This is a genomic window from Streptomyces sp. NPDC050534 (genome assembly GCF_044457745.1).
GTDB lineage: Bacteria > Actinomycetota > Actinomycetes > Streptomycetales > Streptomycetaceae > Streptomyces.
The window spans coordinates 14,996-34,759 of the sequence record NZ_JBITHF010000016.1; the positions used below are offsets into that span (position 1 = coordinate 14,996).

At 71.0% G+C, this 19,764-nt stretch carries 20 protein-coding genes; 9 read left to right on the forward strand and 11 right to left on the reverse strand.

Going from position 1 to position 19,764, the window contains the following annotated elements; translation table 11 throughout:
* Positions 1-16 precede the first annotated feature (16 nt).
* The 5 genes from afsQ1 to ACIBN2_RS39085 all read left to right on the forward strand — a co-directional run bounded on the left by afsQ1 (position 17) and on the right by ACIBN2_RS39085 (position 3,856).
* The gene (afsQ1, locus tag ACIBN2_RS39065; protein ID WP_181387337.1) at positions 17-694 is read left to right on the forward strand and encodes a two-component system response regulator AfsQ1; all 678 of its coding nucleotides are present in this window, start codon (positions 17-19) and stop codon (positions 692-694) included.
* Positions 691-2,256, forward strand: a complete 1,566-nt coding sequence (locus ACIBN2_RS39070; RefSeq protein ID WP_399141871.1) for an ATP-binding protein — start codon at positions 691-693, stop codon at positions 2,254-2,256. The genes afsQ1 and ACIBN2_RS39070 overlap by 4 nt, the downstream gene beginning before the upstream one ends.
* Positions 2,253-2,855 carry a hypothetical protein gene (locus tag ACIBN2_RS39075; RefSeq protein WP_399141872.1) on the forward strand — a complete coding sequence of 201 codons (603 nt, stop codon included), beginning with the start codon at positions 2,253-2,255 and terminating at the stop codon, positions 2,853-2,855. The genes ACIBN2_RS39070 and ACIBN2_RS39075 overlap by 4 nt, the downstream gene beginning before the upstream one ends.
* Before the next feature lie 148 nt (positions 2,856-3,003).
* A complete protein-coding gene (locus ACIBN2_RS39080; RefSeq protein ID WP_399141874.1) occupies positions 3,004-3,585 on the forward strand; it encodes a VanZ family protein in 582 nt (193 codons plus the stop codon).
* A 64-nt stretch (positions 3,586-3,649) separates the two neighbouring features.
* On the forward strand, positions 3,650-3,856 hold the full coding sequence (locus ACIBN2_RS39085) for a PspC domain-containing protein (RefSeq protein ID WP_399141876.1): 207 nt from the start codon (positions 3,650-3,652) through the stop codon (positions 3,854-3,856).
* A 75-nt stretch (positions 3,857-3,931) separates the two neighbouring features.
* Here the strand turns inward: ACIBN2_RS39085 and ACIBN2_RS39090 are convergent, their stop codons facing one another.
* Together ACIBN2_RS39090 and ACIBN2_RS39095 are read right to left on the reverse strand one after the other, a co-directional pair.
* Complete coding sequence (locus ACIBN2_RS39090; protein WP_399141878.1) at positions 3,932-4,276, reverse strand: ATP-binding protein; 345 nt, start codon at positions 4,274-4,276, stop codon at positions 3,932-3,934.
* A gap of 140 nt (positions 4,277-4,416) precedes the next feature.
* Positions 4,417-5,574, reverse strand: coding sequence for an adenosine deaminase (locus ACIBN2_RS39095; RefSeq protein ID WP_399141880.1), 1,158 nt, complete (start codon positions 5,572-5,574; stop codon positions 4,417-4,419).
* Positions 5,575-5,687: 113 nt separating this feature from the next.
* On the opposite strand from ACIBN2_RS39095, the gene ACIBN2_RS39100 reads away from it, so the two are divergent.
* The gene (locus tag ACIBN2_RS39100; protein WP_399141882.1) at positions 5,688-6,446 is read left to right on the forward strand and encodes an alpha/beta hydrolase; all 759 of its coding nucleotides are present in this window, start codon (positions 5,688-5,690) and stop codon (positions 6,444-6,446) included.
* Between the two features lie 6 nt (positions 6,447-6,452).
* Here the strand turns inward: ACIBN2_RS39100 and ACIBN2_RS39105 are convergent, their stop codons facing one another.
* Positions 6,453-7,406 (reverse strand): LysR substrate-binding domain-containing protein, encoded by a 954-nt coding sequence (locus ACIBN2_RS39105; protein ID WP_399141883.1) that lies wholly within the window; start codon positions 7,404-7,406, stop codon positions 6,453-6,455.
* 63 nt (positions 7,407-7,469) lie between these two features.
* On the opposite strand from ACIBN2_RS39105, the gene ACIBN2_RS39110 reads away from it, so the two are divergent.
* Together ACIBN2_RS39110 and ACIBN2_RS39115 are read left to right on the forward strand one after the other, a co-directional pair.
* Positions 7,470-8,741, forward strand: a complete 1,272-nt coding sequence (locus ACIBN2_RS39110) for an MFS transporter (protein ID WP_399141885.1) — start codon at positions 7,470-7,472, stop codon at positions 8,739-8,741.
* A gap of 130 nt (positions 8,742-8,871) precedes the next feature.
* On the forward strand, positions 8,872-9,891 hold the full coding sequence (locus tag ACIBN2_RS39115) for a sigma-70 family RNA polymerase sigma factor (protein WP_399141886.1): 1,020 nt from the start codon (positions 8,872-8,874) through the stop codon (positions 9,889-9,891).
* Here ACIBN2_RS39115 and ACIBN2_RS39120 read toward each other — a convergent pair.
* The gene (locus tag ACIBN2_RS39120; RefSeq protein ID WP_399141888.1) at positions 9,775-10,161 is read right to left on the reverse strand and encodes an STAS domain-containing protein; all 387 of its coding nucleotides are present in this window, start codon (positions 10,159-10,161) and stop codon (positions 9,775-9,777) included. The genes ACIBN2_RS39115 and ACIBN2_RS39120 overlap by 117 nt on opposite strands.
* Before the next feature lie 167 nt (positions 10,162-10,328).
* On the opposite strand from ACIBN2_RS39120, the gene ACIBN2_RS39125 reads away from it, so the two are divergent.
* Positions 10,329-11,249, forward strand: a complete 921-nt coding sequence (locus tag ACIBN2_RS39125; RefSeq protein WP_399141890.1) for an AEC family transporter — start codon at positions 10,329-10,331, stop codon at positions 11,247-11,249.
* 61 nt (positions 11,250-11,310) lie between these two features.
* On the opposite strand, the gene ACIBN2_RS39130 is transcribed toward ACIBN2_RS39125, so the two are convergent.
* The 7 genes from ACIBN2_RS39130 to ACIBN2_RS39160 all read right to left on the reverse strand — a co-directional run bounded on the left by ACIBN2_RS39130 (position 11,311) and on the right by ACIBN2_RS39160 (position 19,761).
* On the reverse strand, positions 11,311-12,588 hold the full coding sequence (locus ACIBN2_RS39130; protein WP_399142156.1) for a thymidine phosphorylase: 1,278 nt from the start codon (positions 12,586-12,588) through the stop codon (positions 11,311-11,313).
* A gap of 77 nt (positions 12,589-12,665) precedes the next feature.
* Positions 12,666-13,067, reverse strand: coding sequence for a cytidine deaminase (locus tag ACIBN2_RS39135; RefSeq protein WP_399141892.1), 402 nt, complete (start codon positions 13,065-13,067; stop codon positions 12,666-12,668).
* On the reverse strand, positions 13,064-14,350 hold the full coding sequence (locus ACIBN2_RS39140) for an ABC transporter permease (protein WP_399141894.1): 1,287 nt from the start codon (positions 14,348-14,350) through the stop codon (positions 13,064-13,066). The genes ACIBN2_RS39135 and ACIBN2_RS39140 overlap by 4 nt, the downstream gene beginning before the upstream one ends.
* The gene (locus tag ACIBN2_RS39145) at positions 14,350-15,477 is read right to left on the reverse strand and encodes an ABC transporter permease (protein ID WP_399141895.1); all 1,128 of its coding nucleotides are present in this window, start codon (positions 15,475-15,477) and stop codon (positions 14,350-14,352) included. Before ACIBN2_RS39145 ends, ACIBN2_RS39140 begins: the two co-directional genes overlap by 1 nt.
* A complete protein-coding gene (locus ACIBN2_RS39150) occupies positions 15,474-17,000 on the reverse strand; it encodes an ABC transporter ATP-binding protein (protein WP_399142158.1) in 1,527 nt (508 codons plus the stop codon). The genes ACIBN2_RS39145 and ACIBN2_RS39150 overlap by 4 nt, the downstream gene beginning before the upstream one ends.
* A 199-nt stretch (positions 17,001-17,199) precedes the next feature.
* Positions 17,200-18,258, reverse strand: coding sequence for a BMP family protein (locus tag ACIBN2_RS39155; RefSeq protein ID WP_399141897.1), 1,059 nt, complete (start codon positions 18,256-18,258; stop codon positions 17,200-17,202).
* Between the two features lie 279 nt (positions 18,259-18,537).
* Entirely contained in the window at positions 18,538-19,761 is a 1,224-nt protein-coding gene (locus tag ACIBN2_RS39160) for an amidohydrolase (protein ID WP_399142160.1), read from the reverse strand.
* Positions 19,762-19,764 lie beyond the last annotated feature (3 nt).

Sequence of the window (19,764 nt, forward strand, 5' to 3'; positions counted from 1 at the left end):
GGCCAGAATGTGCCTCGTGCCTTCCCTGTTGCTGATCGAGGACGACGACGCCATCCGTACGGCCCTGGAGCTGTCCCTTACGCGCCAGGGACACCGGGTTGCCACCGCTGCCACCGGTGAGGACGGTCTGAAGCTCCTGCGGGAGCAACGGCCGGACCTGATCGTGCTGGACGTGATGCTGCCCGGCATCGACGGGTTCGAGGTGTGCCGGCGCATCCGGCGCACCGACCAGCTGCCGATCATCCTGCTGACCGCGCGCAGCGATGACATCGACGTGGTGGTGGGCCTGGAGTCCGGCGCCGACGACTACGTCGTCAAACCCGTCCAGGGGCGGGTGCTCGACGCCCGCATCCGGGCCGTGCTGCGGCGCGGTGAGCGGGAGGCGAACGACTCGGCGACCTTCGGCTCGCTGGTCATCGACCGCGCGGCCATGACCGTGACCAAGAACGGCGAGGACCTCCAGCTCACCCCGACCGAGCTCAGGCTGCTCCTCGAACTGAGCCGGCGGCCCGGACAGGCCCTGTCGCGGCAGCAGTTGCTGCGGCTGGTGTGGGAGCACGACTACCTCGGCGACTCCCGGCTGGTGGACGCCTGCGTCCAGCGGCTGCGCGCCAAGGTCGAGGACGTCCCGTCGTCCCCGACGCTGATCCGTACCGTGCGTGGTGTGGGCTACCGGCTGGACACTCCTCAGTGACACCAGCGCAAGGGGGGGTTCGCGGCTGGGCCGCGACGCGCAAGGGACATCTGTCGCGGCTGCGGTTCACCAGTCTCCGGCTGCGCCTGGTCGTCGTGTTCGGGCTGGTGGCGCTCACCGCGGCCGTGTCCGCGTCGGGCATCGCGTACTGGCTCAACCGCGAGGCCGTACTCACCCGCACCCAGGACGCGGTGCTCGGCGACTTCCGGCAGGCGATGCAGACCCGCGCGGGCACGCTGCCCCCGCATCCCACCCAGGACGAACTCCAGCGCACCGCGGGGCAGATGACGAACACCAGCCAGCGCTTCAGTGTGCTGCTCGTCGCCAAGGACTCCGACGGCCGCACGGTGTACGGCAGTTCGGGCGGCCTGGACGGCTTCTCGCTCCAGGACGTGCCCGCGTCGCTGCGGGCGGCCGTGAACAAGAAGCAGCCGGTCGACTCCGGCAACAAGTACGCGTACCACCTGTACTGGCAGCGCGTCGTCGACCACGGCACGCCGTACCTGGTGGCCGGCACGCGGGTGATCGACGGCGGTTCGACGGGCTACATGCTCAAGTCGCTGGAGCCGGAGGCCAAGGACCTCAACTCCCTCGCCTGGTCGCTTGGGATCGCCACCGGTCTGGCGCTGATCGGCTCCGCGCTGCTCGCGCAGGCCGCCGCCTCCACCGTACTGAAGCCCGTGCAGCGGCTGGGCGTGGCCGCCCGGCGGCTCGGCGAGGGCAAGCTGGACACCCGGCTCAGGGTGTCCGGGACGGACGAACTCGCCGATCTCTCCCGGACGTTCAACGACGCGGCCGAGGCGCTGGAGAAGCGGGTCGACGACATGGCCACGCGCGACGACGCGTCCCGGCGCTTCGTCGCGGACATGAGCCATGAACTCCGTACGCCGCTCACCGCGATCACCGCCGTGACCGAGATCCTGGAGGAGGAGCTGGAGGCGGAGTCGGGGTCGATGGACCCGATGATCGAGCCCGCCGTACGGCTCGTCGTCAGCGAGACCCGGCGGCTCAACGACCTCGTCGAGAACCTGATGGAGGTCACCCGCTTCGACGCGGGCACCGCCCGGCTGGTGCTCGACGACGTGGACATCGCGGACCAGATCACCGCCTGCATCGACGCGCGCGCCTGGCTGGACGCGGTGGACCTGGAGGCCGAACGCGGCGTCCACGCCCGGCTCGACCCGCGCCGCCTGGACGTGATCCTGGCGAACCTCATCGGCAACGCCCTCAAGCACGGCGGCTCCCCGGTGCGGATCGCGGTGCGGGCGACGGACGACGAGATCGTCATCGCGGTACGGGACCACGGCCACGGCATCCCCGAGGACGTCCTGCCGCACGTCTTCGACCGCTTCTACAAGGCGAGCGCCTCCCGGCCGCGCTCCGAGGGCAGCGGCCTGGGCCTGTCCATCGCGATGGAGAACGCCCACATCCACGGCGGCGAGATCACCGCAGCGAACTCCCCCGAGGGGGGCGCGGTGTTCACGCTGCGGCTGCCGCGCGACGCGTCGGAGCTCGCGGAGGAGTCCGAGAAGGACTCGGGGAAGAACGGGGACGCCACATGACCGTACGACGCCTGCTGGCGGTCCCGGTTCTGGCCGCGCTGCTCACCGGGTGCGGCATCCGGTCCACCCAGGTGCCCACGGACTTCGGGGCTGCGCCGTCACGGGTGCAGTGCTCGCTCCCCGAGCCGGAGGTCGCCTCGCAGGCCTCGCGCGGCCTGCCGGTGCAGGTGTTCCTGCTGTGCGGCTCGTCGCTGGTCGCCGTGGACCGGACGGTACGGGTACCGGACGGCACCGCGGACTCGCAGCGGCGGGTGCTGGTGGCGCAGGGGCTGCTGGACCAGCTCGCGGCGACGCCGTCGGCCGCCGAGAAGGAGGCCGGGTACACCACGGACGTGCGCGGCGGCATGACGGTCGGCGGCCCGCGCGCCGGCGACCCCGAGGACACGCTCCGCCTCAGCACCCCGCCCGGCGACCTCACGTCCTTCGCTCTCGCCCAGGTCGTGTGCACCTTCTCCGACTCGGCGGCGGCCCAGGGTGACGGCTCGGTCATCCTCGGCGGCCCGGGACGCGAGCCGCTGCGCCGCTACGAGTGCACCGACGACGTCCGCTCCCGCCCCGGCACCGCACAGCCGCCGTCGAGCGCGGTCACGGGCGGCTGACGCGGCGCGGGGGGCCGCAGGGGCCCGGCACCGCCCGCGGCGTCCCGGGAGGTGAACGCGCGTCGACGGGGGCGTGTGGCGCAAGCCTCACCCAGGTACCTGCGGGCGACCCGGAACCGATCCCGCCGGTGGCCGCGTCTAGGGGGGCGTGCAGCGTCAAGGCTCCATCGGCGGCAGCGCCGCGATCCGCATCCGTGTGACAGGGGTTGTCCTCCTCGTCGCACACCTCGCGCTCGTCGCCTGGCTCACGCTGCGTCCGCTGGACGTCCCCTGGGTGATGCCGCCCAATCTGCGTCCGTTCGCCGGCATCCGGGCCGATCTCGCGCTGGGCGGACCGGTGGCGGCCCGCTGCATCGCCGAGGGCCTCGCCCTCCTCGCACCGCTCGGGGTGCTGCTGCCGATGGCGCACGGCAGGCTCTGGGTCTCCCCGTTCGCCTCCTTCGTCCGTACGGTCGCCGCGGGCGCCCTGGTCTCGCTGGGCATCCTGCTGCTGCAGACGGGCGTGCCGGGGCGGGTCCCGGACGTCGACTCGCTGCTGCTGAACACGGCGGGCGTGGCCGTCGCGCACCTCGCCGTCGTCCCCGCGGCCCGCTCCTGGCTCCGCCGCAGGTCGCAGTGGAGGGATCACGCGGCCGTCCGCCAGGAGGAAGCGGCTCAGGGTCGGACCCCGACGTTTCCCAGGGTGGGGATCGCACCGTGGAGCGATGCTTTGCCCCCTTCGTCCTCGTAGCGTTGAAGGCAGATGAGGAAGCCACACGGGCTCTCTCATACCGACGCTCACGAAGGAGCCGCACATGTCCGCCCTCGTCCGCCCCACCCAAGGCCGCATGATCGGCGGCGTGTGCGCCGGTCTGGCGCGGCGCTTCGGCACCTCTGCGACCACGATGCGCGTGATCTTCCTGCTCTCCTGCCTGCTGCCGGGCCCGCAGTTCCTGCTCTACATAGCGCTGTGGATCCTGCTGCCCTCGGAGGACAAGGCGGCCGCCCGCTCGGCCTGGTGACACCTGTTCGCACGTACGCCGACGGGGCGCCCCCGTGTCCAAGGGGGCGCCCCGTCGGCGCGTTGCGCGGGCGGATCAGCCGCCGAGCGGCAGGCCCTTCACCGGCACGCCGCCCTGCACCGGCAGACCGCCGAGCAGCCCGGCGACCGGCGTGGACGGGCCGTCGGCGATGGCCCGCTGGGCGGCCGGCTGCACGGAGGCCAGACCGCGCTCGATGGCGGGCTTGCCCTGGGCCACCGCCGCCTGGGCGCCGGGGAGCGCCTGGGAGACGTTCTGCGCCGGGAGCTGACTGGTGACGGAGTCCAGCGTTCCGGAGGCGTCCGGAACCGCCGAAGCCGCGTTCGCGGCGCCCGCGCCCGTGGCGGCGAAGGCGGCACCGAGAGCGGCGACACCGAGGGTCTTGGCAGCAGACTGCTTCATGAAAATGCGTCCTCGAAATGGATTACGGGGAAGTGAGCGGTGTCCAAGACCGTAAACACGCACACCCGCCCGCCGCAAACATCAAAATGCGGACGGGTTGTGAATACCCGTCCGCATTCCTCACACCCCAATTTTTTCCGTCACTCGTCCGATTCCACAGAACCGCTGGTGGAGGCGGTCTGCTGGAACAGCCATTCGGACTTCAGCTCGGCATATCCGGGCTTGATCACGTCATTGATCATCGCGAGTCGTTCATCGAAAGGAATGAACGCTGATTTCATCGCATTGACGGAGAACCATTGGAGGTCGTCGAGCGAATAACCGAACGCCTCGACCAGGTGCTCGAATTCCCTGCTCATACTCGTGCCCGACATAAGGCGATTGTCCGTATTCACCGTCGCGCGGAAGTGCAGCCGGCGCAGCAGACCGATCGGATGCTCCGCATACGACGACGCCGCGCCGGTCTGGAGGTTGGAGCTGGGGCACAGCTCCAGCGGGATGCGCTTGTCGCGGACGTAGGAGGCGAGCCGGCCGAGCTTCACCGAGCCGTCGGCCTGCACCTGGATGTCGTCGATGATGCGCACGCCGTGCCCGAGCCGGTCCGCGCCGCACCACTGGAGGGCCTGCCAGATGGACGGCAGCCCGAAGGCCTCGCCGGCGTGGATGGTGAAGTGGTTGTTCTCGCGCTTGAGGTACTCGAAGGCGTCGAGGTGCCGGGTGGGCGGGTAACCGGCCTCCGCGCCCGCGATGTCGAAGCCGACGACGCCCAAGTCCCGGTAGCGGTTCGCGAGTTCCGCGATCTCCAGGGCGCGGGCGGCGTGCCGCATGGCGGTGAGCAGGGCGCCGACGCGGATCCGGTGGCCGTTCGCCCGGGCCAGCTGCTCCCCTTCCCTGAAGCCCTCGTTGACGGCCTCGACGACCTCTTCGAGGGTGAGTCCGCCTTCGAGGTGCTGCTCGGGGGCGTACCGCACCTCGGCGTACACCACGCCGTCCTCCGCGAGGTCCTCGGCGCACTCGCGGGCGACCCGGACGAGGGCGTCGCGGGTCTGCATCACGCCGACGGTGTGGGAGAAGGTCTCCAGGTACCGCTCCAGCGAACCGGAGTCGGCGGCCTCGCGGAACCAGATGCCGAGCTTGCCGGGATCGGTCTCCGGGAGGCGTGAGTAGCCCGTGTCATGGGCGAGTTCGACGATCGTCCCCGGGCGGAGGCCGCCGTCGAGGTGGTCGTGCAGCAGAACCTTCGGCGCCCGGCGGATCCGGTCCGGCGTCGGGGTCTTCGAGATGGCCTGGCTCGTCATCTCCGCACTCTATCCCCTACGCGCGTAGATCGCCCGTTGTACAGTTCCGCCGATACGTAACGGTGACCGCAAGTACGGGTCGCGTACACCCACCCTTCTGACACTGTTCTGTCATGGCGCACCAAGCGATGCCGATCCGGGCCCGGCTGGGGCGGGCACTCGGCCCGGAGCCGACAGCGGTGAGCGGAGTGGTCCTGCTGCTCCCCGGCGGTGCCGAGGAATCGGCCCGCAGACCCTCCCCCATGCTGGCGACCGCATCCGTACGCGCGCTGGGCAGACGGCTGGCCCGCGCGGGCCGCGACGAGGGCCTCGCCACGCACGTCGTCCACTACCGCTACCGCGGCTGGAACGGCAGCGAGGCCCATCTGGCGCGTGACGCCGCCTGGGCCGCCGACGAGGTCGTACGACGGTACGGCGACGTCTCGATCTGCCTCGCCGGCGTCGACATGGGCGGCCGGGCGGCGCTGCGCGCGGGCGGGCACGAAGCCGTCAACTCCGTTCTGGCGATAGGGCCCTGGCTCCCGGAGGAGGACGTCGCCGCCTCGCCCGAACCGGTGAAGCAGCTGGTCGGCCGGCGGGTGCTGATCGTGCACGGCACGAACGACGGTGTCTGCGACCCCGAGCTGTCCTTCCGGCTGGCGGCGCGGGCGAAGAAGGCGAACCGGGACGTGTGCCGGTTCGAAGTCCACTCGGACGGCCACGGGTTGCATCAGTACCGCAGTGAAGTGCAGGCGCTGGCCGAGAACTTCGTGCTGGGGAGCCTGTTCGGCCGGGCGTACTCCCGGCCGGTCGAGGACGCGTTCGCGGCTCCGCCCCCTCTGGGGTTGCGGATGCCGTTGGCCGCGGGGTTCGGCAAGTCGCTGCGCCGGTGACCGGGGTCAGTCGGGCAGCAGGCTGCCCCTCCTCGACAGCAGGAACTTCTTGAAGGCCGCCACCGGGGGTGTGTCCGGGCGGCCGTCCAGCCAGGCGACCCCGATCTCGCGGACCGCCCGCTGGCCGGTGACGGTCAGTTCCACAACTCCCGGGCGGGGCACGGTCGGTGGGGGCAGGAGGGCGACGCCGAGGCCCGCGGCCACCAGGCCCCGAAGGGTCTCCGTCTCCTCTCCCTCGAAGGCGATCCTGGGCCGGAAGCCGGCCTCCAGGCAGAGGTGGTCGGTGATGCGGCGCAGGCCGTAGCCGGGTTCGAGCGTCACGAAGGTCTCGTCGGACGCCTCCGCCAGGCGGATGCGGCGGCGGGCCGCGAGCGGGTGGTCGGCGGGAACGACCAGCCGGAGCTTCTGCTCGTCGAGACGGCGGGCGACGAGGCCGGGGGCGTCCGGGACCGGTGAGGTCAGGCAGAGGTCGAGCTCCCCCGCCCGCAGCTTCTCCAGCATCGCCTCGCCGTAGTTCTGGACGAGGCTGAAGCGGACGCGCGGATGGTCGACGCGGAAGGCCTGGAGCAGGCCCGGGACCGTCTCCGCCCCCATGGTGTGCAGAAAGCCGAAGGCGACCTTGCCGGTGGTGGCGTCGGCGTCCGCGCGCACCTCGTCGGCGGCCCGCTCGATCTCGGCGAGCGCCCGCTCGACCGAGGCGAGGAAGGTGCGCCCGGCCGGGGTGAGGGAGACGGTGCGGCCGCGCCGGGCGAACAGGTCGACCCCCAGGTCCTGTTCCAGGCGGACCATGGCCCGCGACAGGGTCGACTGCGGCACCTGGAGTTCCTGCGCGGCCCGGGTGACGTGCTCGGTACGGGCGACTCCCGCGAAGTGCGCGAGACGGGGAGCCAGCAACATCACCATGTCTTCTGTGTCACTGGACGGTGACAGGCGAGGCTGTGAGCTGTGTTGATGCGCCATGGGAACGATTATGGCAATTCCGTGCATTGGACGGATGAGCGGGAGCGTACGTAGCTTCGAAGCATGTCTCCCGCCGATACCGGGGCGTCCACCGTCGTGGGCGCCGCTCCCCTCGTCCCCTCCACCGATTCCCGTCTGGCCCCGGGCGGCCCCGGCTACCGCCGGATGAGCTTCGCCCTCTTCCTCGCGGGCGTCGCGACCTTCGCCCTGCTCTACTCCACGCAGGCCCTGCTGCCGCTGATCTCGGGCGAGTTCGGGGTGGCGGCGAGCGCGGCGAGCTGGACGGTGGCGGGCGCGACCGGCGGTCTGGCGCTGTTCGTGCTGCCGATGAGCGCGCTGTCGGAGCGGTTCGGCCGCCGTACGGTGATGACGGGCTCGCTGGCGGTCGCGGTGACGGTGGGGCTCCTGGTCCCCTTCGCGCCCTCGCTGACCACGCTGGTCGTGCTGCGGGCCGTGCAGGGCGCGGCCCTGGCCGGGCTGCCGGCCTCGGCGACCGCGTACCTGGCGGAGGAGGTCCGGCCGAAGGCGCTGGTCACCGCGATCGGGCTGTTCGTCGCCGGCAACAGCGTCGGCGGGATGAGCGGCCGGGTCATCACCGGATGGGTCGCGCAGGAATGGGGCTGGCGCGTCGCGGTGGGCGTGATCGGCGTGATCGCCGTCGCCTGCGCGGTGGCCTTCCGGCTGCTGCTGCCCGCCCCGCGCCACTTCACGGCGGGCTCGCTGCGGCCGCGGGTCCTGGCCCGCACGGTGCGCGACCACCTCGCCGACCCGCTGCTGCGCCGGCTGTACGCCATCGGCGCGCTGTTCATGACGGTCTTCGGCGGCGTCTACACGGTGATCGGCTACCGCCTGACGCAGGCGCCGTTCTCGCTGCCGCAGGGCATCATCGGGTCGATCTTCCTGGTCTACCTGGTGGGCACGGTCTCCGCCTCGACCGCGGGCCGGCTGGTCGGGCGGCTGGGCCGCCGCGGCTCCCTGTACCTGGCGGGCGGTACGACGACGGCGGGCCTGCTGCTGACCCTCGTCGGGTCCCTCGTACCGGTCCTGCTCGGCCTCGTGCTGATCACCGCCGGATTCTTCGCGGGCCACGCGGTCGCGTCGTCGGCGGTCAGCAGGACCGCGACCCGCGGACGCGCGCAGGCCGCGGCGCTCTACCAGTCGGCTTACTACATCGGCTCCAGTGCCGGCAGCACGGTCGGCGCGGTGGCCTTCCACGCCGCGGGCTGGTCCGGGACGGTCGGGGTCGGCCTGCTGGCCGTGCTGGGAGTCGTGACGATCACGGTGGTCGGGTCGCGCGCGGCACGGGTCGCCGCACGGCAGCCCGTCATGGCCTAGCCGCTTTCCCCACCCCCGGCCTGACCTGCGCCTTCACCAACTCCGGGCGCCATTGTCAGTGCCCTGCGGTAGCTTCCAAGGTGCTGGGCGCAAAGGCGCGCGACAGATATTCCACAGGGGTGGGTGGACGATGAGCGACGGTACGGGGACGACGACAGCGGACCTCGACATCAGGCTGGAGAAACACCGCGTCGAGCTGACCGGCTACTGCTACCGCATGCTCGGCTCCTCCTTCGAGGCCGAGGACGCGGTGCAGGACACCATGGTCCGCGCCTGGCGGAGCTACGAGAAGTTCGAGGGCCGCTCCAGCCTGCGCTCCTGGCTGTACCGCATCGCGACGAACGTCTGCCTGGACATGCTGACGGCGGGCAACAAGCGCGCCCGCCCGATGGACCTCAGCGAGTCGACGCCCCTGGCCCAGGCCGCCCTCTCCCCCCGCTCGGACAACACCTGGCTCGAGCCGATGCCGGACAACCGCGTCCTGCCCACGACCGACGACCCGGCGGAGGCGGCCGTCGCCAAGGAGTCCGTGCGGCTCGCCTTCATGGCCGCGCTCCAGCAGCTGCCGTCGAAGCAGCGCGCGGTGCTCATCCTGCGCGAGGTGCTGGCCTGGAGGGCGAGCGAGGTCGCCGAGCTGCTCGACACCTCGGTCGCGTCGGTCAACAGCGCGCTCCAGCGGGCCCGTGCGACCCTCGCCGAGCGGGACGAGAAGGCGGCGCACGCGGCCGTCTCGGACCCGCTGGACGAGGACCAGCAGAAGCTCCTCGACCGCTACGTCGCGGCCTTCGAGGGATACGACATGACGGCGCTGACGACCCTGCTGCACGAGGACGCCGTCATGACGATGCCGCCGTTCGACCTGTGGCTGACCGGCCACGACGACATCACGGGCTTCATGACGACGCTGGGCGCGGCCTGCGAGGGCTCCCGTCTGGTGCCGGTGCAGGTCAACGGCCTGCCGGGGTTCGCCCAGTACAAGCCGGACCCGGAGCAGGGCGGCTACACCCCGTGGGCGGTGCAGGTGCTGGAGATCTCAGACGGCCGGCTCACCGGGTTCCACTTCTTCCTGGACACCAAGCGGTGGTTCCCGCTGTTCGGCCTGCCCCTCCATCTCGAAGCGGAGCCCGACCAGATTCAGGAGGGCGTGTAGGGAGGGGCTGGGGTCCCGCAGCCGGATCCGGCCCCCGGCCCGCCGGGCGGACAGCTCCAGCCGGGCGAGCAGGTCGACGGCACCGAGCCCCGGGGGCCCTATGGCCGCGACGTCGACCACGAGGACCCCGGTGCCGGTGGACTCCAGCAGGTCGCGCGCGTCGTCGCACAGCCCGGTCGCCTCGTCACGGGTGACGGGGCCGGGCAGGACGAGTACAGCGTGTGTCACGGCATCCACGATCTGTAGACCGGCCGGACACCCGGAAATCATCGGGTCGCGCGCCCCCGTTCGCGCCGACCCTCCCTCCCGCACGGCCGTGTCCGCCGGCCGGGATCACATTGACCTGCCGCCCTCCTCCCCCGGAGGGTTGGCTGTATGCCCCACGGATCAGCACCGCCCCGGATACCCGACGGCCTCCTCCGCTTCGAGGAGGCTCCGTGCAGGGGGTGCTGACGGGCTTCGCGGTCATCGCGGTCGTCATCGCGGTCGGGTACGTCATCGGCCGGCGGGGCCATCTCGGCGAGCACGGCCGCGAGGTGCTGACCAAGCTGGCCTTCCACGTGGCGTCCCCGGCGCTGCTCTTCACGACCCTCGCGAAGGCCGACCTGTCGGTGATCTTCTCCAGCCGGCTGCTGGTGACGGCGATGAGCACGGCCGCGGCGGCCGGCGTCTTCGTCGCGGTCGGAGCCGTGCGGGGCTGGGGCGTGGGCCGCACCACGATCGGCGCCCTGTGCTCCAGCTACGTCAACTCCGGCAACCTCGGCATCCCGATCGCCGTGTACGTGCTGGGCGACGCCTCCCTGGTGGCGCCGGTGCTGCTGTTCCAGATCATCGCCGTCACCCCGATCGCGCTGACGATCCTCGACCTGTCCGGCAGGGGCGAGAAGGGCCCGCTGTGGATGCGGCTGCTCACGCCGCTGCGCAACCCGATCGCCGTCTGCTCGCTCGCCGGCGTCGCGGTCGCCGCGGCGGGCGTCCGGGTCCCGGACCCGGTCATGGACCCGCTGACCCTGATCGGCAACATGTCCGTCCCCGCGGTCCTGCTGGCCTTCGGCATCTCCCTGTGCGGCAGCACGATGCCGGGCCGGGGCGCCGACAGGGCCCCGGTGTTCCTCTCGGTCGCCCTGAAGGCGGTGGGTCAGCCGGTGGCGGCCTGGGCCCTCGCGACCGGCGTCTTCGGCCTGCGCGGCTCCCAACTCCTCGACGTGGTGGTGACGTCGGCGCTGCCGGCGGCCCAGAACCTGTACACGTACGCGAGCCGTTACCGGGTGGCGGAGGGCCTGGCGCGCGACTCGATCCTGTTGTCGACGGTGCTTTCCGTGCCTGTACTCGTGGTGGTGGCCGCCCTGCTCGGCTGACCCCGGGAAGGCCGAAGGGGCCGGTCCCCCCGGGACCGGCCCCTTCAACTCACCGTGAACGTCAGGCGATTCGCTCCAGCACGACCGGCGACGGCTTGAACTCCGTCTCCGCGGCGCCGATGTCGTACGAGCCCTCCAGGGCCTGGAGCGCGTACTCGAAGCGCTCGGGGGTGTCGGTGTGCAGGGTCAGCAGGGGCTGTCCCTCGGTCACCGTGGCGCCGGGCTTGGCGTGGAGTTCGACGCCCGCCGCCGCCTGGACGGGGTCCTCCTTGCGGGCACGGCCCGCGCCGAGACGCCAGGCCGCGACGCCGATGCCGTAGGCGTCGAGACGGGTCAGGACGCCCGCCGACGGGGCCTTGACCACGTGCTGCTCGCGGGAGGTGGGCAGTTCGGCGTCCGGGTCGCCGCCCTGGGCCGTGATCATGCGGCGCCAGACGTCCATCGCGGAGCCGTCGGCCAGAGCCTTCGCCGGGTCGGCGTCCCGCACGCCCGCCGCGTCCAGCATCTCGCGGGCGAGGGCCAGGGTCAGTTCCACGACGTCCGAGGGGCCGCCGCCGGCCAGGACCTCCAGCGACTCGCGGACCTCCAGGGCGTTGCCCGCCGTGAGGCCCAGCGGCGTGGACATGTCCGTCAGCAGGGCGACCGTCTTGACGCCGTGGTCGGTGCCCAGGCCCACCATGGTGGACGCCAGTTCCCGTGCGTCCTCGATGGTCTTCATGAAGGCGCCGGTGCCGACCTTCACGTCCAGGACCAGCGAGCCCGTGCCCTCCGCGATCTTCTTCGACATGATGGAGGAGGCGATCAGGGGGATCGCCTCGACCGTGCCGGTGACGTCCCGCAGCGCGTAGAGCTTCTTGTCCGCCGGGGCCAGACCGTCGCCCGCCGCGCAGATCACCGCGCCGGTGGTGTCGAGGACGTGCAGCATCTCCTCGTTGGAGAGCAGGGCGCGCCAGCCCGGGATCGACTCCAGCTTGTCCAGGGTGCCGCCGGTGTGGCCGAGGCCGCGGCCCGACAGTTGCGGCACCGCCGCGCCGCAGGCCGCCACCAGGGGTGCCAGCGGAAGCGTGATCTTGTCGCCGACGCCGCCCGTCGAGTGCTTGTCCGCAGTAGGGCGGGACAGCGAGGAGAATTCCATGCGCTCGCCGGAGGCGATCATCGCGGCCGTCCAGCGGGCGATCTCACGGCGGTTCATGCCGTTGAGCAGGATGGCCATCGCGAGTGCGGACATCTGCTCGTCGGCGACCTCCCCGCGGGTGTACGCGTCGATGACCCAGTCGATCTGCTCGTCGCTGAGTTCGCCGCGGTCCCGCTTGGTGCGGATGACGGAGATAACGTCCATGGCCATGACGTGCGTTCCTTCCGAGGTTCCTGGAAGTGCGCGGCCCCTCCGCCGAAGTCAGAGGGGCCGCACGGGAGTTACTGGGTGAGATGGTCCGGGCCGAAGGCCTGGGGCAGCATCTCCGAGAGGGGGAGGATCCCCGCCGGGGTCTCCAGCAGCAGGTCCGGGCCCCCGAACTCGTGGAGCAGCTGGCGGCAGCGGCCGCACGGGACCAGGATCTCGCCGTGTCCGTCCACGCACGTGAAGTGCGTCAGACGGCCGCCGCCGGTGCGCTGCAGCTGCGAGACCAGCCCGCACTCGGCGCACAGGCTGATGCCGTAGGAGGCGTTCTCGACGTTGCAGCCGGAGACCGTGCGGCCGTCATCGACCAGGGCGGCGACCCCGACGGGATAACCCGAGTAGGGGGCGTACGCGTGCGTCATGGCTTCGCGGGCCTCGGCACGCAGCGCCTCCCAGTCGACGCCGGCCTGCGAGGTCACTTGCCCTGGCCCTTCCGGTAGCGCATGCCGTCCGCCTTCGGCATCCGCAGGCGCTGCGCGGACAGCGACAGCACCAGCAGGGTGACGACGTACGGGGTGGCGCCCACGAAGTCGCTCGGGACCTCGTCGGTGAACAGGTACCAGACCAGGACCAACGCGCCGACCATGAGGCTGATCCCGCCCTGCCAGTGCGCCCCGCGGTACATCTTCCAGCCGGCCAGGCCCACGAGGAGCACGACCAGCAGGAGCAGCAGCGCGTGGACGGTCTCGCCGCCGTTGCGCAGCTGCAGCGCGTCGGAATAGCCGAACAGGCCGGCGCCCATGGCGAGTCCGCCCGGCCGCCAGTTGCCGAAGATCATGGCCGCGAGACCGATGTAACCGCGCCCGCCGGTCTGGCCCTCGAGGTAGGTGTGCGAGGTGACCAGTGCGAGGAAGGCGCCGCCGAGCCCGGCGAGGCCGCCGGAGATGGCCACGGCCACGTACTTGTACCGGTAGACGTTGACGCCGAGCGACTCCGCGGCGATCGGGTTCTCACCGCAGGAGCGCAGGCGCAGACCGAACGAGGTGCGCCACAGCACCCACCAGCTGCCGACGAAGAGCAGTGCGGCCAGGATCGTCACCACGGACAGGTCGGTGACCAGGCCGCCGAGGATGCCCGCGAGGTCGGAGATCACGAACCAGTGGTGGTTCTCGACGGAGTGCAGGGCGTCCGAGAGACCGGGGATGTCGAAGTTGGGCAGCGAGTCGACCGGCGGGGACTGCTTGGGGTTGCCGCCCGCGTCGGCCGCCTTGCCCTCCGAGAAGAAGAGCTTGGCGAGGTACTGGGTGGCGCCCAGCGCGAGCAGGTTGACCGCGACACCGGAGACGATGTGGTCGACGCCGAAGGTGATGGTGGCGACGGCGTGCACCAGGCCGCCGAGGACACCGAAGCCGATGCCGCACAGCAGACCCAGCCAGGGGTTGGTCTGCCAGCCGATCCAGCCGGCACCGAAGGTGCCGAGGATCATCATGCCCTCGAGGCCGATGTTGACCACGCCGGACCGCTCGGACCACAGACCCGCGAGACCGGCGAGACCGATCGGCACGGCGAGACCCAGCGCGGCGGAGATCTGTCCCTCGGAGGTGAGCTGGTCGGCACCGGTGATGATGCGGACCACGGCCACCAGGACCACTCCGGCGGCGAGGATGGTGAGGATACGGCCGAGCGGGCGGCCCGAGCCGGAGCGGCCGGTGTCCGCCTTGGGAGCCGCGGGCGGCGGCGTGTCGGTCATCGTGGCAGTCATCACGCCACCTCCTGCTTCTCGGTCGTGGCGGCGGCCTGGGCGGCGAGCTCGGCGCCGACCCGCTGCTGCTGGCGCTTGAGGCCGTAGCGGCGTACGACCTCGTAGGCGATGACGACGCACAGGACGATGACGCCCTGGATGACGCCGAGGATCTCCTTGTCGTAGCCCTGGAACTCCAGGTGGTTGGTGGTGCGCTCCAGGAAGCCCCACAGCAGGGCGCCGAGGGCGATGCCCACGGGGTTGTTGCGGCCCAGCAGCGCGATGGCGATGCCGGTGAACCCGATGCCCGACGGGAAGTCGTTGCTGAACTGGTGGCTGTCGTTGAGCAGGGTCGGCATGCCGATCAGACCGGCCACGGCGCCCGAGATGAGCATGCTGGTGGCGACCATCTTCTTGACGGAGACACCGCTCGCGGAGGCCGCGCTCTCGGACTGGCCGACCGTGCGCAGGTCGAAGCCGAAGCGCGTGCGGCCGAGCACGAACCAGTACGCGACACCGACGAGCACGGCGATCACGATGAAGCCCCAGAGCTCACCGGCCGCACCCGTGTTGAAGCTGAAGAAGTACGAGTCCTTCGGCAGCGGTTTGGTCGACACGACGGTGCCGCCGCTCTGCAGCTCGGCGAGCTTCCCCGGCTGCAGCAGGTAGGCAATGATCGCGGTGGCGATGGAGTTCAGCATGATCGTCGAGATGACCTCGCTGACCCCCCGGGTCACCTTCAGGATGCCGGCGATACCGGCCCACAGGGCGCCCACCGCCATCGCGCAGAGGATCATCAGCGGGATGGAGACGAAGCCCGGCAGGGTCAGCGCGCCGCCGAGCACCGCCGCGAAGAACGCGGCGATGCGGTACTGGCCGTCGACGCCGATGTTGAACAGGTTCATGCGGAAGCCGATGGCCACCGCGACACCCGCCAGGTAGTACGTCGTCGCCTTGTTCAGGATGTAGACCTGGCTGTCGCTTGCGGAGCCGTAGGTCGCCATGTCGCTGAAGGCGGCGCCCGGGTTCTTGCCGGTGGCGAGGATGACCAGGGCGGTGACGACGAGCGCGGCGACGATCGCCAGCAGGGGCGCCGCGATGCCGAGGAGCAGCCGCTCCTTGTCGATGCGTTGGGTCAGCTTCTTCATCGGTCGTCGTCCTCTGCGTGCTCCAGGTGGCCGGAGGCCGCACCCGTCATGGCGGAGCCCAGCTCCTCGGGGGTGATCGTGGCGGGGTCGGCGTCGGCGACCAGGCGGCCGCGGTACATCACCCGCAGGGTGTCGGAGAGCCCGATGAGCTCGTCCAGGTCGGCGGAGATCAGCAGCACGGCCAGGCCCTCGCGGCGGGCCTCGCGGATGTGGTCCCAGATCGCGGCCTGCGCGCCGACGTCCACACCGCGGGTGGGGTGGGCGGCGATGAGCAGCTTCGGCGCGTGGCTCATCTCGCGGCCGACGATCAGCTTCTGCTGGTTGCCGCCGGACAGGGAGGCCGCGGTCACCTCGATACCCGGGGTGCGCACGTCGTAGGCCTGCACGATGCGCTCGGTGTCGGCGCGGGCGCCCTTGATGTCGAGCAGCGCGCCGCGCGAGTTGGGGCGCTCGGAGACATGGCCGAGGATGCGGTTCTCCCACAGCGGGGCCTCGAGGAGCAGGCCGTGGCGCTGGCGGTCCTCGGGGATGTAGCCGACGCCGGCCTCGCGGCGGCGGCGGGTGGGCGCGTGGGAGATGTCGGTGCCGTCGAGCGTGATGGAGCCGGCGTCGGGCTCGCGGATGCCGACGATCGCCTCGACGAGCTCGGACTGGCCGTTGCCCTCGACACCGGCGATGCCGAGGACCTCGCCCTTGTGGATGGTGAAGCCGATCTCGTCGAGGATGACCCGCTCGACGCCGTCGAGATCCGTCTGGCTCAGGTGCAGCCCCGACACCGCCAGCATCGGGACGTCCGTGACCGTGGACTCCTCGGTCTCCGGCGTGGGCAGCTCGCTGCCGACCATCAGCTCGGCGAGCTGCTTGGACGTGGTGCCGCGCGGGTCGACCGTGCCGACCGTGGTGCCGCGCCGGATGACGGTGATCGTGTCGGCGACGGAGAGCACCTCGCCCAGCTTGTGCGAGATGAAGATGACGGTGAGCCCCTCGGCCTTCAGCTCACGCAGGTTGTCGAAGAGGGCGTCGACCTCCTGCGGCACGAGGACGGCGGTGGGCTCGTCGAGGATGAGGGTCTTGGCGCCGCGGTAGAGGACCTTGAGGATCTCCACCCGCTGGCGGTCGGCGACACCGAGCTGCTCCAGCAGGACGTCGGGCCGTACGTTCAGCCCGTACGCCTCGGAGAGCTCCTTGATCTTGGCGCGGGCCTTGGCGCCGATGCCGTACAGCTTCTCCGCGCCGAGGACGACGTTCTCCAGCACGGTGAGGTTGTCGGCGAGCATGAAGTGCTGGTGCACCATGCCGATGCCGCGCGCGATGGCGTCTGCGGGGTTGTTGAAGGTGACCCGCTCGCCGCCCACCGTGATGGTGCCCTCGTCCGGCTGCTGCATGCCGTAGAGGATCTTCATCAGGGTGGACTTGCCGGCGCCGTTCTCACCGCAGAGCGCGTGGACGGTGCCCGCGGCGACGGTGATGTCGATGTCCTTGTTGGCGACGACGCCGGGGAAGCGTTTGGTGATGCCGCGCAGTTCGACGGCAGCGGGAGGGCTGGACGCGTTGATGGCGCACTCTCCTCGGGGAAAGGGGCTGCGTAGGGGAGGGCAGGCGTCGGCGACGCTAGCGCGGCAACTCCACGCTACACGCGTAGAGTTGACACATTGTTATGGCTCGGCGAGGGGGTTGTCGAGCGCCCCTTCGCCGAGCCGTGGTCCGGCGGGAACCGTCAGGTCACGGAGTGGTCTTGACCTTGATGGTGCCGTCGACGATCTTCTTCTTGGCGGCGTCCAGCTTGGGCTGGATGTCGGAGATGAAGCCACCGCTGGTCGCCAGGGAGACACCGCCCTTGGACAGCGAGTAGACCTGGTTGCCGGTCAGCGGCTTGCCGTCGTGCACGGACTTGATGAAGTCGAACACACCGACGTCCACGTTCTTGACCATCGAGGTCAGGATCGAGCTCTTGTAGGCGGCCAGACCCGGGATGTTGTACTGGTCGGAGTCCACGCCGATGGCCCAGGCGCCCTTGACGCCGTGGACCGCCTCGATCGCGCCGTTGCCCGAGGAGCCGGCCGCCGTGTAGATGACGTCGGCGCCCTTGTCGAGCATGCCCTGCGCGGCCTCCTTGCCCTTGTCGGGGCTGGAGAAGCCGGAGAGGTCGGAGCCGTGCGTCAGGTACTGGACGTCGACCTTGACCTTGGCGTTGGTGTCCTTGACGCCCTGGACGTAACCCGCCTCGAACTTCTTGATCAGCGGGGTGTCGACACCACCGATGAAGCCGACCTGGTTCTTCTTGGTCTTGAGCGCCGCGGCGACACCGGCCAGGTACGAGCCCTGCTCCTCGGTGAAGGTGATGCTGTTGACGTTCTTGCCCTCGACGACCGAGTCGACGATGCCGAAGTTGATCTTCGGGTACTTCGCGGCGACCTTCTGCATCGAGGTGGCGTAGGAGAAGCCGACGCCGACGATGGGGTTGTAGCCGGCGTCCGCCAGGTCGGTCAGGCGCTGCTCGCGGTCGGCCTCGGTGTCGGAGGTCTTGGCGGTCAGCTCCTTGATCGAGCCACCGAACTGGGACTTGGCCTTGTCGGCGCCGCGGGCGGCGGAGTCGTTGAAGGAACGGTCACCGCGACCGCCGACGTCGAAGGCGAGGCCGATCTTGACGCCCTTGCCGCCACCGGAGGAGGCGGACGAGGAGCTGCCACTGTCGGACGAGGTGCTGCCACATGCAGTGGCAGACAGTGCGAGAGCTGCGGTCGCGATACACGCAGCGGAAAGCTTGGCTACCCGGCGCACGGGAAGGCTCCTTCACCTGACCTGAGCGCCTCGTCGGCGCTTGATGTGAGCACCATGCCAGTGCTCGAGCCGGAACGCCCCGGCGGCGTTGGCTTCGCGGCATCGTAACGCGCGTAGATGTCAGAAAAACACCTCTCGCGAAGCCGTTATCGATTCGAGGCAAACACCGTCTGAACTTGGTGCCTTGCGGTCGTCCGCGGTTGATTTCGATGGGTGAACGAATGGCTTACAACCGTGTTGCGCCGGACGGCGGAGGGGCCCTCGCGGGGCCCCGGCCGCTCAGCGGGCGTCCGCGTCCAGCAGTGCCGCCGCCGTGAAGAGCTCCACGCCCACGGTGATCGCCGACTCGTCGGCGTCGAAGTCGCCCTGGTGCAGATCGCGTACGGTGCGCTCGCCCGGGGTGCGGACGCCGAGGCGGGCCATGGCGCCGGGCACGTGCTCCAGGTACCAGGAGAAGTCCTCGCCGCCGAGGCTCTGCTCGGTGCTCTCGACGGACTGCGCTCCGCGCCGCGCGGTCATGGCGTCGCGCAGCAGCTCCGTCACGTCCGGGTCGTTGACCACGGGCGGAACGCCGCGCACGTAGTTGATCTCCGACTTGGCGCCGTGCAGGTTGGCGACCTCGTCGATGGCGGCGACGACCATGTCCGGCGCCTGCCGCCAGGCGGCGAGGTCGAGGCAGCGGACGGTCCCGGAGAGCTCGGCGTGCTGCGGGATGACGTTCGGGGCGTGCCCGGACTCGATCCGGCCCCAGGTGATGGCGAGCCCGCTGCGGGTGTCCACGCGCCGGCCGACGAGGGCGGGCACGTCGACGACGACGCGGGCGGCGGCGGTGACCAGGTCGGTGGTCAGGTGGGGCCGGGCGGTGTGCCCGCCGGGGCCGTCGAGGCCGATCTCGAGCCGGTCGCAGGCGGAGGTGATGGCGCCCTCGCGCAGTCCGATGCGGCCCGCGTCCACCCTGGGGTCGCAGTGCACGGCGATCATCCGGCCCACGCCGTCGAGCACGCCGCACCCGATGGCGTCGGCGGCGCCGCCGGGCAGCACCTCCTCGGCCGGCTGGAAGATGAGCCGGACCGGCCGCGGGAGCAGGCCGCGGCGGTGCAGCCCGGCCAGGACCAGACCGGCGCCGAGGACCACGGTGGTGTGCACGTCGTGCCCGCACGCGTGGGCGCGGTCGGGGACGGTGGAGCGGTAGGCGCACTCGGTCTTCATGTCCGGGATGGGCAGGGCGTCGATGTCGGCGCGCAGGCCGAGCATGGGCGTCCCGCCGTCCCACTCACCGATGTCGCAGACGAGTCCCGTACCCATGCCGAGCACACGCGGCGTGAGGCCCGCGGCCTCCAGCCGTGCCTTGATCGCGGCGGTGGTGCGGAACTCCTGGTTGCCGAGTTCGGGGTGCATGTGCAAGTCGCGCCGGAAGGCTACGAGCTCGGCACGCAGATCCTCGGGCAGCGTGCCGGGAAGCGCGGCTTCCCCGGGAAGGTCGACCTCGGGCTCAAGAGACATCAG